Genomic DNA, 14,546 nt, shown 5'->3' on the forward strand with positions numbered 1-14,546 from the left:
GCTTATGCCCCCACGTGCAGGTCGCGGCGGGCATTGAGGTAGTCGGCGGCGGTGATCGCCTTGCCGCCTTCGCGCTGCAGCGTGCGCAGCCGCAGCGCGCCCTGGCCGCAGGCGATGTCGATACCATCGCGGCTGGCCGCCAGCACCGCCCCCGGCGCCTGGCCGTGGGCCAGGTCAAGAGCGATCGCGCCGTGGATGCGCACGCGCTCGCCGGCCAGCGTGGCCTCGGCGATCGGCCACGGATTGAAGGCGCGCACGGTGCGGGCCAGTGCATCGGCGTCCTGCGCCCAGTCCAGGCGGGCTTCGGCCTTGTCCAGCTTGTGCGCGTAGGTCACGCCCTGCTCGGGCTGCGGCCGCGCGATCGGCTTGATGCCGGCACGCAGCAGGCCCAGGCCGTCGGACAGCACCTGTGCGCCCAGTTCGGCCAGCTTGTCATGCAGCTGGCCGCCGGTATCGGTGGCCGCGATCGGCAGCTCCTGGTGCAGCAGCACCGGGCCGGTATCCAGGCCGGCTTCCATCTGCATCAGGCACACGCCGGTCTTTGCGTCACCGGCCTGGATCGCGCGCTGGATCGGCGCGGCACCGCGCCAGCGCGGCAGCAGCGAGGCATGCACGTTCCAGCAGCCGTGGGTCGGGATCGCCAGTACCGCCCTGGGCAGGATCAGGCCGTAGGCGACCACCACCATCAGGTCCGGCTGCAGGTCGCGCAGCTGCCGCTGGGCAGCTTCATCCTTCAGCGATTCGGGCTGGTAGACCGGAATGCCACGGGCCACGGCTTCGAGCTTGACCGGCGACGGTGCCAGGCCACGGCCGCGCCCGGCCGGGCGATCAGGCTGGGTATAGACGGCCACGACCTCGTGGTGGCGCGCCGCGGCGCGCAGCGACGACACCGCGAATTCCGGCGTACCGGCAAAGACAATCCTCATGGCTACCCCACTTGCAGGATGGATTCGTGCAGGAAAGAAAACGGCGCCGTCGGCCGGCGCCGTACAGCCCGCGCGCGTCGCGCAGGCACGGGCCACCCGGAGGGCGGCCCGGATTGGCGATCACGCCACGTGCTTGCGCTGCTTGGCCAGCTTCTTGCGGACCATCTCGCGCTTGAGCGGCGACAGATAGTCGATGAACAGCTTGCCGTCCAGGTGGTCCATCTCGTGCTGGATGCAGGTGGCCAGCACTTCACCGGCCTCCAGCTGCTGCTCCTGGCCGTTGCGGTCCAGGTACTTCACGGTAATGGTGTCAGCGCGGGTCACGTCGGCGAAGATGCCCGGGACCGACAGGCAGCCCTCCTGGTACACCCGGCCCCCGTCCTTGGCGACGATTTCCGGGTTGATGAACACATGCGGTTCATTCTTCTCTTCGCTGACATCGATGACCATGAAGCGCTTGTGCACGTCCACCTGGGTGGCGGCCAGGCCGATGCCCGGGGCGTCGTACATGGTCAGGAACATGTTGTCGATCAGTTCCTGGAAGGCCGGCGTGGTGACTTCGGCGGCGTCGATCAACGCAGCCTTGGTACGCAGGCGCGGATCGGGGAACTCGAGAATGGGGAGAAGGGCCATGGCTGTTTCCGGGTAGGGGGCCGGCACGCCGGCATACGTCGCAGATTCTAGCTCCAACGCTTGCCTTGCGCCCCGGTTTCTGGACTATAGTGCGTGGACCTGTTGGGGAATCAGGGCTTCACACCTATGTTGCTTCGTTTTCGTACGGTCGTCGCCGCGGCGATGCTGACCGTGGCTGCCTATGCTACCGCCGTGGAAGTGAATGGCGGGCACCCGGACACCTATGTGGTCCGAAAAGGGGATACGTTGTGGGATATCGCCGCACGTTTCCTGCAGAAGCCTTGGCTGTGGCCGGAGATCTGGCAAGCCAATCCGCAGATCGCCAACCCGCACCTGATCTATCCAGGTGACGTGCTGAGCCTGGCCTACCTGGACCGGGTGACCGTGTCCCAGGCCGGTCCGCGCCAGGAGGCCCCGATCGACGCCATTCCGCTGGTCCAGGTCGAGCCGTTCCTGAAGCAGCTGAGCGTTGTCGACAGCGTCAAGCAGCTGCCCTACGTCGTCGGCCTGGAGGACAGCCGCCTGCGCGTGTCCGGTGGCGACACCGTCTACGTGCGCCTGGCGGATGCCCAGGTGGGCCAGCGCTGGGCCGTGGTACGCCCGACCGTGCGTTACGCCCAGCCCAAGCCGACCGAGGACCTGACCGCCAATGGCGACGTCACCCCGGGCAGCGGCAACCTGTGGAAGGCCTACAACGCACCCAACGCACGTCGTGGCGTGCTCGGCTACGAACTGGCCCAGGTCGCCACGGGCACCATCACCCAGATCGCCGGCGGCAAGGTCGAGGCCTCCACGCTGGTGCTGGACAAGAACGTCGGCGGCCGCGAAGTGCGCGCCGGCGACCGCCTGGTGCCGGTCGAAGCCCGGCCGTACGACCTGCAGTTCGTGCCCCACGTACCCGCTGCGGGTGTCGAGGGCGTGGACGTGCGCGTGCTGGCGGTCACCGACATGTTCACCGCCGGTGGCCCACGCGACGTGATCGCGATTTCGGCCGGCCGTGCCCAGGGCGTGGACAACGGCACCGTGTTCTCGCTGTGGCGCCCGGGCCGCCATGTAGCGCACCGCATGAAGTACCCGACCTCCTCGCGCATGGACGACTCGCTCAGCACCGGCGCAGGCCGGGTCTCGCTGCCGGATGAATATGCCGCGCATGCGATGGTGTTCCGCACCTTCGACAACGTCAGCTACGCGCTGGTGATGCAGGGCGTGAAGCCGGTGCAGGTGGGTTACAACGCGCTGCACCCGGACGCGAAGTAACGGTTGCCGGACTGCCCCGGCCACCACTGGAGTGCCGGCCGCGGGCCGGCAGGCACCTCCGGCAAAACCTGACAGCCACATGCGAAGGCGCCCTAGGGCGCCTTTGTTGTGTGCGGCCGATAGTGGGGGATGACCACACATGCATACGAGGCGCTGCTGCGCCTGTTGATGGCGGGAGGCGCACTGGCGTCCCGACGGGCCCTGCTGCAGGCCGCGGGCGATGCGGAAACCGCCATCGCGCAAGGCACTGCGACCTGGCGTGCGCACGGTTGCACGCCGGAGCAGTGCGCCGCCCTGGAACGCCCCGATACCCGGGCCTGGACATCCGCCCGGCGCTGGCTGGAACAGGACAACCATCACCTGCTGCCGTGTACCGATCCGGCCTTTCCGCCATCACTGCTGGAGGTACCCAACCCGCCGCTGGCGCTATTCGTGGCCGGTGATCCCTGCCTGGCCTGGCGCCCTTCGGTGGCGCTGGTCGGCAGCCGCTCGCCCACCCCGGGCGGGCGTGCACTGGCCGCGCGTTTTGCCGGCTGCTTCGTCGAGGCCGGCCTGGCGGTGACCAGCGGCCTGGCCGCAGGCATCGATGCGGCCGCGCACCAGGCTGCGCTGGAGGCCGGCGGCTGCACCATGGCAGTGATCGGCACCGGCCCCGACCGGGCCTATCCGGACAGCCACGCGCGGCTGCAGGCGCGGATCGCCGCCGAAGGCGTGGTGCTCAGCGAGTACCTGCCGGGCACGGCTGCCCGTCCCAGCCACTTCCCTGCGCGCAACCGGCTGGTGGCCGGACTGGCGCTGGCCACCGTGGTAGTCGAGGCCGCGCAGCGCTCGGGCGCGCTGATCACCGCGCGCCTGGCCGCCGAGGCAGGCCGCGAGGTCTGTGCCCTGCCCGGGTCGGTGCTCAACCCGCGCGCGACCGGCTGCCATCGCCTGATCCGCGAGGGCGCGGCGCTGGTCGAGCGCCCCGAGGAGGTCCTGGAACTGCTCGCCCCCGCCCTTCGCCAGCAGCTGCCGGGCTTGCAATCGCGGTTGGCCACCCCCACTGAACAGGCACCGCCGGCGCTCCTGCCGGCGCGCTGGGCCGACGACCCTGACTACCAGTGCTTGTGGCGGGCGCTGGACCACAACCCAAGCGGTATGGATTCACTGATCACGCGTTGTGGATTGACGGCGTCACAGGTGTCCTCCATGCTGCTGGCCATGGAACTGGCGGGAATCGTGGTGTGCGTACACGGCCGCTACTGTCGAACTCCCTAGTTTCTTCACCTCCACAGCGTCGCGCGACGCAGGCCGAGGGGCAATGAAAGAGAGCATCCTGGATGTACTGCTGTACCTGTTTGAACACTATTTCAGCGAAGATGCGGACCTGATCCGTGACCGCGATTCGCTCCAGAACGGCCTGATCCAGGCCGGTTTCAGCCCCACCGAGATCAACAAGGCGTTCGACTGGCTCGATGCCCTGGCCGCGCAGCGGCCGAGCGTGGCCCAGGCGCGGGTCGATGGCCCCGTGCGCATCTACCACGGCCCCGAGCTGGACAAGCTGGACGTGGAATGCCGCGGCTTCCTGCTGTACCTGGAACAGCACGGCATCCTCGACGCCGACCAGCGCGAGCTGGTGCTGGACCGGGCGATGGCCCTGGACCAGGACGAACTGGACCTGGACGACCTGAAGTGGGTCGTGCTGATGGTGCTGTTCAACCAGCCCGGCTCCGAAGCGGCCTACGCCTGGATGGAGACGCAGATGTTCATGGACGAGCCAGAACCCCTGCACTGACCGTACACTTGGGGGCATAGCGCATTCAGGAGCGTCCCCGTGAGCGAGTGGTTCCACGCAGAAGGCAACCGGCAGCAAGGCCCGCTGCCGGCGGAACAGTTGGTCGAGTTGTTCCGCAACAACCAGATCTCCCTGGACACCCTGGTCTGGCGCGACGGCCTGCCGCAATGGCAGCCGTTGCGCAGCGTGGTCGATGAGCTGGGCCTGATCGTGCCGGCGCTGGACGTCGCCGCGCCGGCCGTGGAACCCGAGCCGGAGCCCGAACCGGAACCGGTTGCGCCGCCGCCGCCGCAACCACCGGTGCTGCCACCGTCCACGCCCTATGCCACGCAGACCCCGGCCGGGGTGCTGCCGCCGCAGAAAAAGAAGCTCTCCGGCTGCGCCCTGACCGCGATCATCGGCGGCGGCCTGCTGCTGGTGCTGGTGCCGGTCATGGCCATCCTCGCGGCGATCGCCCTGCCTGCCTACAACGACTACACCGTGCGTGCCAAGGTTGCCACCGCGGTCAATGCCCTGCAGCCGCTGAAACAGCAGGTGCAGCACTTCGCCGACGACGAAGGCCGCTGCCCCGGTGCCAACGATGCCGGCTTCCCGGCGCCGGGTGATTTCACCCAGGCCGGCCTGTCGGCGGTGAACATCGGCCGCTTCAACAACGGCCACTGCGGCATCGAAGCAACGCTGGCCGTGCCCGGCAAGAGCCTCGATGGCGACCTGCTGTGGCTGGAATATGATCGCGACAGCGGCCGCTGGGAATGCAGCGGTGAAAGCGACGACAAGTACCTGCCGCCGTCGTGCCGCGGCTGAGCCACGTGCACGGCAGCACCTCCAAGGACGATCCAACAGGGAACATGCAATGACCGAGTGGTACTACGCCGAAGGACAGCAACGCCAGGGCCCGCTGCCGGTCCAGGAAATCCGCCAGCGCTTCCAGCGGGGCGAACTGAACCTGGACACCCTGGTCTGGCGCGAAGGCATGGCCCAGTGGGCTGCACTGCGCCAGGTGGTCGATGAGCTCGGCCTGCAGACACTGGCCGATGCCAGCACGGCCACCGCCAGCGGCGGCTTCGACCTGCGCGGCGACTACGCCGCCATCGACAACGGCACTGCACCGCTGCCTGGCACGGGCGCGCTCAGCAGCTCGCCCTACAGCGCCCCGGCCGCTTCCGGTGCCGGTGGCCCGCAGCCGGTGATCGGCGGCGAGGTGGTCTACGCAGGCTTCTGGAAGCGCGTAGCGGCGTACATGATCGACTACTTCGTGCTGGCCATTCCGGGCGGCATCATCGGCGCCATCATCGGCGTGGTGCTTGGCGCCAGCATGGGCGCGGTGGGCAGCGGCGAGACCTCCATCGAAATCGTCGCGCAGGTGGCCAGCGCGCTGATCAACATGGCCATCGGCGTTGCCTACTACACCTGGTTCCATTCCTCGCAGGGTGGCGCCACGCTGGGCAAGATGGCGGTCGGCATCAAGGTCGTGCGCAGCAACGGCGATCGCCTGACCAAGGGCCGCGCCTTCGGCCGCTACTGGGCCATGCTGCTGAGCAGCTTCACCCTCGGCATCGGCTTCCTGATGGCCGCCTTCACCGAGCGCAAGCAGGGCCTGCACGACATGATCTGCGACACCCTGGTGGTCGACCGCTGGGCCTACACCGACCAGCCGCACCTGCAGCGCCATGAGCTGGGCACGGTCACCATCGTGATCCTGGTGCTCACCGGCCTGCTGGTGCTGGCGGGCCTGGTGCTGCTGGTGGCCGCGGTCGGCTTCATCGCCAAGATGGCCTCATGAACGGCCATCCTCACGTCTGGCTGCTTGACAGGGGCTGGCCGGGCGTGATTCCTCTAATAAGGTGAAACCTGAACGCCCGGCACACTACCGGGCGTTCAGCGTATTGATTTGTCCGTGGCCGCTTCACTAATGCGGCCGTTTGCTCCACCCTAGCGGCCCCTCCCCTGCGGCTCGCCCCACAGACACTGCTGCCATGCCCAAGCACCTGCTCATCGTCGAATCGCCGGCCAAGGCCAAGACGATCAACAAATACCTCGGCAAGGACTACACCGTCCTGGCCTCGTATGGGCATGTGCGTGACCTGATTCCGAAGGAAGGCGCGGTCGACCCGGACAACGGGTTCGCCATGCACTACGACGTGATCGACAAGAACGAAAAACATGTCGACGCGATCGCCAAGGCCGCCAAGGGCGCCGACGACATCCTGCTGGCGACCGACCCGGATCGCGAAGGTGAAGCGATCAGCTGGCATATCGCCGAGATCCTGAAGGAACGCGGGCTGGTCAAGGACAAGCCGATGCAGCGCGTGGTGTTCACCGAGATCACCCCGCGCGCCATCAAGGAAGCGATCAGCCAGCCGCGCGCGATCGCCAGCGACCTGGTCGATGCCCAGCAGGCGCGCCGCGCGCTGGACTACCTGGTCGGCTTCAACCTGTCGCCGGTGCTGTGGCGCAAGGTCCAGCGCGGCCTGTCCGCCGGCCGCGTGCAGAGCCCGGCGCTGCGCATGATCGTCGAGCGCGAGGAAGAGATCGAAGCCTTCATCGCCCGCGAGTACTGGTCGATCGCCGCCGAGTGCGCACACCCGTCGCAGCACTTCAACGCCAAGCTGGTCAAGCTGGACGGGCAGAAATTCGAGCAGTTCACCATCACCGACGGCGACACCGCCGAAGCCGCCCGCCTGCGCATCCAGCAGGCCGCGCAGGGCTCGCTGCATGTCACCGACGTGGCCAGCAAGGAGCGCAAGCGCCGCCCGGCGCCGCCGTTCACCACCTCCACCCTGCAGCAGGAAGCCTCGCGCAAGCTCGGTTTCACCACCCGCAAGACCATGCAGGTGGCGCAGAAGCTGTATGAAGGCGTGGCGATCGGTGACGAAGGCACCGTCGGCCTCATCTCGTACATGCGTACCGACTCGGTGAACCTGTCGCAGGACGCGCTGGCCGAAATCCGCGACGTGATCGCCCGTGATTACGGCATCGCCTCGCTGCCCGACCAGCCGAACACCTACCAGACCAAGTCCAAGAACGCCCAGGAAGCGCACGAGGCGGTGCGCCCGACCTCGGCCCTGCGCACTCCGTCGCAGGTCGCCCGCTTCCTGACCGACGACGAGCGCCGCCTGTACGAACTGATCTGGAAGCGCGCCGTCGCCTGCCAGATGATTCCGGCCACGCTCAACACGGTCAGCGTCGACCTGTCGGCTGGCAGCGAGCACGTGTTCCGTGCCAGCGGTACCACCGTGGTGGTGCCCGGCTTCCTGGCCGTGTACGAGGAAGGCAAGGACAACAAGAGCGCCGAAGACGAGGACGAAGGCCGCAAGCTGCCGGCGATGAAGCCGGGCGACCGCGTGCCGCTGGAACGCATCCAGGCCGAGCAGCATTTCACCCAGCCGCCGCCGCGCTACACCGAAGCGGCGCTGGTGAAGGCGCTGGAAGAGTACGGCATCGGCCGTCCGTCGACCTACGCCTCGATCATCCAGACCCTGCTGTTCCGCAAGTACGTGGAAATGGAAGGCCGCAGCTTCCGCCCGTCCGACGTCGGCCGCGCGGTGTCCAAGTTCCTGTCCAGCCACTTCACCCAGTACGTGGACTACGACTTCACCGCCAAGCTCGAAGACGAGCTCGACGCCGTCTCGCGTGGCGAAGAAGAGTGGATCCCGCTGATGGCCCGCTTCTGGGAGCCGTTCAAGGAGCTGGTGGAAGACAAGAAGGAATCGGTGGACCGCGCCGAGGCCAGTGGCGCGCGCGAGCTCGGCACCGACCCGAAGACCGGCAAGCCGGTCAGCGTGCGCCTCGGCCGCTTCGGGCCTTACGCCGCCATCGGCAGCACCGCCGAGGACGCCGAGGAGAAGCCGAAATTCGCCTCGCTGCGCCCCGGCCAGTCGATGCACACCATATCCTTGGAAGACGCGCTGGAACTGTTCCTGATGCCACGCGCGCTGGGCGAGGACAACGGCGAGCCGGTCAGCGTCGGCATCGGCCGCTTCGGCCCGTTCGCCAAGCGCGGCAGCACCTATGCCTCGCTGAAGAAGGAAGACGACCCGTACACCATCGACCTGGCCCGCGCCGTGTTCCTGATCGAAGAGAAGGAAGAGATCGCGCGCAACCGGATCATCAAGGAGTTCGAGGGCAGCGACATCCAAGTGCTGAACGGCCGCTTCGGCCCGTACATCAGCGACGGCAGGATGAACGGCAAGATCCCCAAGGATCGCGAGCCGGCATCGCTGACCCTGGCCGAAGTGCAGCAGCTGATGGAAGAAACCGGCAAGCCCGTGCGCAAGGGCTTCGGCGCCAAGAAGGCTGCCGCGAAGAAGGCACCGGCCAAGAAGGCGGCGGTGAAGAAGGAAGCGGCGCCGAAGAAGGCCGCAGCCAAGAAAGCGCCTGCCAAGAAGGCGGCGAAGAAGGCCGTGGTAAAGAAGGCCGCTGCAAAGAAGGCACCGGCGAAGAAGGCCGTCAAGAAAGCCGCGAAGTAGATTCACGCCATGCGTGGATAAGGGGTAGTGCCGGCCGCTGGCCGGCAACATCCAGAAGCACCCGATGCCGGCCAGCGGCCGGCACTACCGGGCCAGGGTCCACCCCTTCTGCACGCCGCAGGGGGATAATGGGGGCCCACGTCGGGCCGGTCGCCGCCATGAAAGAACTCACCCTGGACTCTGCTGTCGCCACGCTCCGCGCCGGCGGCGTGATCGCCTATCCGACCGAAGCGGTCTGGGGCCTGGGCTGTGATCCCTCGCATGAGGCGGCGGTGCACATGGTGCTGCGGCTGAAGCAGCGCCCGATCGAGAAGGGCATGATCCTGGTCGCCGCCGAGTTGTCGCAGCTGGAGGGCTGGGTGCGCCTGCAGGCGTTGCCCGATGCCCGCCAGCGCGCGGTGCTGGCCAGCTGGCCGGGTGCCAACACCTGGATCCTGCCGGCCGGTCCGCGCGCCCAGCCCTGGATTACCGGCGAGCACAGCGGCATCGCCGTGCGCATCAGCGCGCACCCGCTGGTCGCCGCCCTGTGCCGCGCCTGGGGGGGGCCCCTCGTCTCCACCAGCGCCAACCTGGCCGGTGAACCACCGGCACGCAGCCGTGCCGAGCTGGATCCACGCCTGCTGCGCCTGCTCGATGGCATCCTCGATGGCGAAACCGGCGGCCTGGCCCAGCCCACCCCGATCCGCGACGCGCTCAGCGGCAACGTGCTGCGCTCCTGAGCGGACGATTGCACTGCCACGCACAATCACGCACCCTGCCGCCATGAACCTGCTGCGCACCGCCCTGGGCCTGTGCCTGCTGCTGCCATGGACCGCATCGGCCGCCGAGGACGTGCGCGTCTACCGCTGCGTCGCCAGCAATGGCGCCGTGGCCCTGCAGGACAGGCCCTGCAGCAGCGGCCGGCAGGAGGTGCGTGACCTGCAGCGCCCGCGCGATCCGGCACCCCGGGTGGTGCGCAGCGACGCCCCTCCCGCGGTGCCCAGCGAGGTTCCGGTGATGCGCGATCGCGAAGTCCGCCACGTCTACATCCAGCCGCCACAACCGTTGTACGAGTGCGTGAGCGACGACGGTCGCCGCTACACCAGCGACAGCAACGAGGGCAATCCGCGCTGGGTCCCGTTGTGGACCAGCGTGTGGCTCCCGCACGGGCACCACGGCGCGGTCCATCCCGGTCCACGCCCGGGCTTCGGCACGCCGGTCGGTGCGCCGATCGGTGAAGGCACAGGCTACCGGCCGCCTGCGGTGGGCGTCGGCGTGCAGGTGCCGGCCGGCAGCGTGCTGGTCCGTGACAGCTGCCATGCGCTGCCGCCGCAGGACGTCTGTGCGCGCCTGCGTGACCGCCGCTGGGAACTGGACCGCCGTTACAACAGCGCGCTGCAGAGTGAGCGCACCGCCATCAGCAATGAACAGCGCGGCATCGACGCGCGCCTGTCGCGGGACTGCGAACGCTGAGCGCGATGCCTGCCGGGGCATGTACGCTGTGCGCATGAAGAACCTGATCTGGCTGGCCCTGGGCCTGTTCGCCGGCAACGCGTTGGCCGACGACGGGGTGATCTACCGTTGTACCTCCAGCAGCAGCGATGTGCCCACCCTGCAACGCACGCCCTGCCCTGCCGGCAGCAAGCAGCAGGTGGTGAGGGTGCCGGCCAGTGCTCCGCCGGCGCCGGCGTCAGCGGCACCCGTGCCGGCCGCGCCCGGACCGGCCGCGGCCACTGCGCCGTCCGTTCCCGCACCCGCGCCTCGTCGCCCCGGCGAAGGACGCACGATCATGGAAGCTGGCATGGTCGAACGCGAAGGCGGCGATCTGATACTCGACAGTGCATCGCTGCCACGCCAGGCCGATGCCGCGCCGGACAGCAATGCGCCGCCGAAGCCGCCGCTGCCACCGATCTTCCAGTGCACCGACAGCCAGGGCGGTGGCTACCTGCACGAATACGAAGCCGCCCCCGGGCGCTGCGAACTGATGACCGTGCAGGGACTGGGCGGCGCCACGCCGGTCAATGCCGCCGGCTGCGAAGTGGTGCGCGACCGCTGCGAGGAACTGCCGGACGCGCAGCGCTGCAGCAGCTGGCAGCAACGCTTCCGCGACGCACGTGGCCGTGAGCGGTTCGCCTCGCCGGAAAACCGCGACAATGCCCGTGCGGAACGCGAACGGCTGCAGGGCGTGCTGGAGGCCAGCAACTGCCCGGTACCAGGGTGACGGCCACCCGGTAGTGCCGGCCGCTGGCCGGCAATCGCAGGATCTTCAAATGATTCCAGTTGCCGGCCAGCGGCCGGCACTACCTTTTGGAAGATCAGAACCCGTAGCGCAGGAAGCCGCCATCCACCGCGATGCATTCGCCGGTGACATAGCTGGCCGCCGGCAGGCACAGGAAGCCAACGGCTGCGGCCACTTCCTCCGGCTCGCCGATGCGGCGCATCGGCGTGCGGTTGATCACTTCCTCGTAGTAGTCCGGGTCCGACAACGGACCGGACGTGCGCCGCGTGCGGATGTACCAGGGCGCCACCGCGTTGACCCGGATGCCATCCTCCGCCCACTCGACGGCCAGGTTGCGGGTCATCTGGTGCATCGCCGCCTTGGTCATGCCATAGACCACGCCACTGCGCACATGGGTCAGCCCGGACACGCTGCCGACATTGACGATCGACGACGACGCGTGCCGGGCCAGCAGCGGATGCGCGTAGCGCGACAGCTCGAAGGCCGAGAACAGGTTGGTCTCGAAGATCTTGCGCCATTCGTCCTCGGAATATTCCGTGGCCGCCTTGGTGACGTTGCCACCGGCATTGTTGACCAGGATGTGCAGGCCATCGCTGTGATCTTCCACCCAGTCCAGGATCTGCCGACGGTCCTCGTCATCGGAGACATCGGCCGCCAGCGCGTGCACCTGGTGCTGCGGATAGACATCCAGCAGTTCGTCGCGCGCCGTTTCCAGCATGTCGATGTCGCGGCCGACGATCATCAGGTCGGCGCCGAGGCCAGCCAGTTCGTGCGCAATGGCCAGGCCAATACCGGCGCTGGCACCCGTGATCAGGGCCGTCTGGCCGTCCAGGCGCCACCGTTGCTGGGTCATGAGTCCTCCGGGGCCGCGCCCGCTGTGTTTCGATGCCGCAAGGATACGCGCTCACGGCAGCGCTCGGCCGGGGATGCGACACTTGCCATACGCCCACCGCGGAGAGCCGCCATGCGCATCCTGATCCAGTCCACGTCGCTGCTGGCCAGCCTGCTGCTGGCGGCCTGCCAGCGGCCGCCCACGCCGAACCCGGAGAAGCCACCGGTGCCACGAGCGATGTCGCGTGCGATCAACGACCCGCTGGACCGCGCCAAGGACGTGCAGAAAACCGTCGATGATGCCGCTGCGCGTGAGCGCAAGGCCGAAGCCGACGCGACGCAATGACCTGTGGGGTCAGAGACCTTTGTGCTGCCAAGGAATCCGACCCCATGAACGAAAACGCCCGGCCAGAGCCGGGCGTTTTCATTCGGTACCGTTGCCGATCAGAATCCGCAGAAGCAGTACGCCAGCGCCTTCACCGGAGCGCCATTGCCCTTCTCGCGGGCCGCGTTCTCGACGAAGCGCAACTGAGTGTCCACTTCCGGCATCGTGCGTGCCAGCATCATCCGCGCCATCCCCGAATCGGACAGCATCCAGGCACCGGCGCGGCTGCCGGCGAAACCGCTGACGAACTGTGCGAACGGCGTGGCTGCCTTCTCGATGTAGCGCACGCGATAGGCATCGGCCTTGCCCAGCTTGGCGCGGCTGGCCGCATCGGCCACCGCGTCCTTCAGGCCACCGAAGGCGTCGACCAGGCCGCGTTCCTTGGCCTGTGCACCGCTCCACACGCGGCCACGGGCGACCTCGTCCACGGCCTCGACCGGCTTCTTGCGGGCGTCGGCGACACGGCCGGTGAAGTCCGCGTAGCCCTTGTTGATCACCGTCTGGATGACCTGGCCGACGGCCGGGTCCATCGGGCGGGTGACATCGAAGGCGCCGGCGAAGCGGGTGGTGCCGACACCGTCGGTGTGCACGCCGATCTTGTCCAGCGCGCGGCTGAAGTTCGGCACCATGCCGAAGATGCCGATCGAACCGGTGATGGTCGACGGATCGGCATAGATGCGATCGGCGTTCATGCTGATCCAGTAGCCACCGGAAGCGGCCAGATCACCCATCGACACCACGACCGGCTTGCCAGCGGCCTGCAGGGCTACCACTTCACGACGGATCTGCTCGGAGGCGAACACTTCACCGCCCGGCGAATCCACCCGCAGCACCACCGACTTCACGTTGTCGTCGTCGCGCGCGGCACGCAGCAGCGCCGACGTCGACTCGCCACCGATGCGGCCGGCCGGCAGGTCACCGCCACTGATTTCGCCGGCGGCCACCACCACGGCCACCTGCGGACGCGAGTCCACCGGGTTGCGGCGCGCGTCGAGTAGGGCCAGGTAGCGGCCGAAGTCAACGTTGCGGAAACCACCGTCGGCATCCTCGTCGGCCACGCCGCGCTCGATCATCAGATCCTCGAATTCCTCGCGGGTCTTCAGCGCGGTCACCAGCTTCTGCTGCAGGGCGAACTTGGCCAGGTCACCACCGGCGGCAGCGATGCCTTCCGGCAGGGTGTCGATGCCGGCGGCCAGCTGTGCCGGATCCAGGCGGCGGGCCTTGGCGATGTCGCCCAGGTAGCGCTGCCACACGTCGTTCATCCAGAACAGGTCGGCTTCCTTGGAGGCCGGCGACGCCGCGTCGAGCACGTACGGCTCGGCCGCGGACTTGTACTCGCCCACCTTGAACAGGTGCACGTCCACGCCCAGCTTGTCCTGCAGGCCGGTGCGGAAGTACTGGCGGTAGCGGCCGAGGCCTTCGAGCACGACCGAACCCATCGGGTCCAGGTAGACCTCGTCGGCCTGCGCGGCCAGCAGGTACTGCGACTGGCCCATGCTCTCGCTGTAGGCCACCAGCTGCTTGCCGGAGGCGCGCAGGTCCTGCAGCGCGGCGGCCACCTCACGCAGCGAGGCGAAACCGGACGGCTGCAGCTTGTCCAGCTCCAGCACCACGCGCTCGATCTTCTTGTCTTCCTTGGCCGACTCGATCACCCGCAGCAGATCGCGCAGCTGGATCTCCTCGGCGCCGTTGTCACCCACCGCCTTGGCCAGCGCGCGGCTGACCGGGTCGGCGCTGAACTGCTCGACCAAGCGGCCTTCCGGCGCGATCACGAGCGTCGTGCGGTCCTGCAGCGACTTGCTGGCACCGGCACCCATGCCGGCGGCGATGACGAACATCACCAGCAGCAGGAACAGCAGGCCGAAGAACACCAGGTTGAGGATCAACCGGCGGGTGAAGTTCATGACGTCCCACAGCCCGATGAAGAAACTGGCGACGGGGTTGCGACGCGCCGGGGGCAGCGGGGGCACGGGTTGATTCATGGAACGCTCCGGATGGCTTCTTGCCGTGGTACCAGCATAGCCGGTGCCGCGTGATGCAGCATCGGACACAA

Annotated in this window: 14 protein-coding genes; 10 read left to right on the forward strand and 4 right to left on the reverse strand. The window is 68.2% G+C overall.

What is annotated here, in order from left to right; genetic code table 11:
- Nucleotides 1-2: 2 nt before the first annotated feature.
- On the reverse strand, nt 3-926 hold the full coding sequence (gene fmt, locus AC5P5W_RS08450; RefSeq protein WP_126411406.1) for a methionyl-tRNA formyltransferase: 924 nt from the start codon (nt 924-926) through the stop codon (nt 3-5).
- 120 nt (nt 927-1,046) lie between these two features.
- On the reverse strand, nt 1,047-1,559 hold the full coding sequence (gene def, locus AC5P5W_RS08455; protein ID WP_014648564.1) for a peptide deformylase: 513 nt from the start codon (nt 1,557-1,559) through the stop codon (nt 1,047-1,049).
- A 126-nt stretch (nt 1,560-1,685) separates the two neighbouring features.
- Here def and AC5P5W_RS08460 point away from each other — a divergent pair, with 126 nt between their 5' ends.
- From AC5P5W_RS08460 to AC5P5W_RS08500, 9 genes are all read left to right on the forward strand, one after another.
- A complete protein-coding gene (locus AC5P5W_RS08460) occupies nt 1,686-2,816 on the forward strand; it encodes a LysM peptidoglycan-binding domain-containing protein (protein ID WP_197574293.1) in 1,131 nt (376 codons plus the stop codon).
- Between the two features lie 129 nt (nt 2,817-2,945).
- Entirely contained in the window at nt 2,946-4,073 is a 1,128-nt protein-coding gene (dprA, locus tag AC5P5W_RS08465) for a DNA-processing protein DprA (protein ID WP_014648566.1), read from the forward strand.
- Nucleotides 4,074-4,116: 43 nt separating this feature from the next.
- Nucleotides 4,117-4,590, forward strand: coding sequence for a DUF494 family protein (locus AC5P5W_RS08470; RefSeq protein ID WP_005419622.1), 474 nt, complete (start codon nt 4,117-4,119; stop codon nt 4,588-4,590).
- 39 nt (nt 4,591-4,629) lie between these two features.
- Nucleotides 4,630-5,394: a pilin gene (locus tag AC5P5W_RS08475; protein ID WP_197574292.1), complete on the forward strand. Its 765-nt coding sequence runs from the start codon at nt 4,630-4,632 to the stop codon at nt 5,392-5,394.
- A 49-nt stretch (nt 5,395-5,443) separates the two neighbouring features.
- Nucleotides 5,444-6,373: an RDD family protein gene (locus tag AC5P5W_RS08480; RefSeq protein ID WP_014648568.1), complete on the forward strand. Its 930-nt coding sequence runs from the start codon at nt 5,444-5,446 to the stop codon at nt 6,371-6,373.
- 193 nt (nt 6,374-6,566) lie between these two features.
- On the forward strand, nt 6,567-9,059 hold the full coding sequence (locus AC5P5W_RS08485) for a DNA topoisomerase I (protein ID WP_014648569.1): 2,493 nt from the start codon (nt 6,567-6,569) through the stop codon (nt 9,057-9,059).
- A 128-nt stretch (nt 9,060-9,187) separates the two neighbouring features.
- A complete protein-coding gene (gene tsaC, locus AC5P5W_RS08490) occupies nt 9,188-9,778 on the forward strand; it encodes an L-threonylcarbamoyladenylate synthase type 1 TsaC (protein ID WP_080053022.1) in 591 nt (196 codons plus the stop codon).
- A 43-nt stretch (nt 9,779-9,821) separates the two neighbouring features.
- Nucleotides 9,822-10,511, forward strand: coding sequence for a DUF4124 domain-containing protein (locus tag AC5P5W_RS08495; RefSeq protein ID WP_197574291.1), 690 nt, complete (start codon nt 9,822-9,824; stop codon nt 10,509-10,511).
- Between the two features lie 34 nt (nt 10,512-10,545).
- A complete protein-coding gene (locus AC5P5W_RS08500; RefSeq protein WP_049439342.1) occupies nt 10,546-11,259 on the forward strand; it encodes a hypothetical protein in 714 nt (237 codons plus the stop codon).
- Nucleotides 11,260-11,353: 94 nt separating this feature from the next.
- Here AC5P5W_RS08500 and AC5P5W_RS08505 read toward each other — a convergent pair whose 3' ends face one another.
- Complete coding sequence (locus AC5P5W_RS08505) at nt 11,354-12,130, reverse strand: SDR family oxidoreductase (RefSeq protein WP_014038643.1); 777 nt, start codon at nt 12,128-12,130, stop codon at nt 11,354-11,356.
- A gap of 111 nt (nt 12,131-12,241) precedes the next feature.
- Between AC5P5W_RS08505 and AC5P5W_RS08510 the strand changes: the two genes are divergently transcribed.
- Entirely contained in the window at nt 12,242-12,454 is a 213-nt protein-coding gene (locus AC5P5W_RS08510; RefSeq protein ID WP_126411411.1) for a hypothetical protein, read from the forward strand.
- Nucleotides 12,455-12,552: 98 nt separating this feature from the next.
- On the opposite strand, the gene sppA is transcribed toward AC5P5W_RS08510, so the two are convergent.
- On the reverse strand, nt 12,553-14,475 hold the full coding sequence (gene sppA / locus AC5P5W_RS08515; RefSeq protein WP_032958263.1) for a signal peptide peptidase SppA: 1,923 nt from the start codon (nt 14,473-14,475) through the stop codon (nt 12,553-12,555).
- Nucleotides 14,476-14,546 lie beyond the last annotated feature (71 nt).

It is taken from the genome of Stenotrophomonas sp. YJH_SMC_123 (assembly GCF_059368215.1).

Excerpts from the sequence above, each read along its gene's own strand:
- tsaC (WP_080053022.1), top strand. The coding sequence starts at position 9,188 with ATGGGGGCCCACGTCGGGCCGGTCGCCGCCATGAAAGAACTCACCCTG.
- AC5P5W_RS08470 (WP_005419622.1), top strand. The coding sequence starts at position 4,117 with ATGAAAGAGAGCATCCTGGATGTACTGCTGTACCTGTTTGAACACTAT.
- sppA (WP_032958263.1), bottom strand. The coding sequence starts at position 14,475 with ATGAATCAACCCGTGCCCCCGCTGCCCCCGGCGCGTCGCAACCCCGTC.
- dprA (WP_014648566.1), top strand. The coding sequence starts at position 2,946 with ATGACCACACATGCATACGAGGCGCTGCTGCGCCTGTTGATGGCGGGA.
- fmt (WP_126411406.1), bottom strand. The coding sequence starts at position 926 with ATGAGGATTGTCTTTGCCGGTACGCCGGAATTCGCGGTGTCGTCGCTG.
- def (WP_014648564.1), bottom strand. The coding sequence starts at position 1,559 with ATGGCCCTTCTCCCCATTCTCGAGTTCCCCGATCCGCGCCTGCGTACC.
- AC5P5W_RS08495 (WP_197574291.1), top strand. The coding sequence starts at position 9,822 with ATGAACCTGCTGCGCACCGCCCTGGGCCTGTGCCTGCTGCTGCCATGG.
- AC5P5W_RS08505 (WP_014038643.1), bottom strand. The coding sequence starts at position 12,130 with ATGACCCAGCAACGGTGGCGCCTGGACGGCCAGACGGCCCTGATCACG.
- AC5P5W_RS08500 (WP_049439342.1), top strand. The coding sequence starts at position 10,546 with ATGAAGAACCTGATCTGGCTGGCCCTGGGCCTGTTCGCCGGCAACGCG.
- AC5P5W_RS08480 (WP_014648568.1), top strand. The coding sequence starts at position 5,444 with ATGACCGAGTGGTACTACGCCGAAGGACAGCAACGCCAGGGCCCGCTG.
- AC5P5W_RS08460 (WP_197574293.1), top strand. The coding sequence starts at position 1,686 with ATGTTGCTTCGTTTTCGTACGGTCGTCGCCGCGGCGATGCTGACCGTG.
- AC5P5W_RS08485 (WP_014648569.1), top strand. The coding sequence starts at position 6,567 with ATGCCCAAGCACCTGCTCATCGTCGAATCGCCGGCCAAGGCCAAGACG.
- AC5P5W_RS08510 (WP_126411411.1), top strand. The coding sequence starts at position 12,242 with ATGCGCATCCTGATCCAGTCCACGTCGCTGCTGGCCAGCCTGCTGCTG.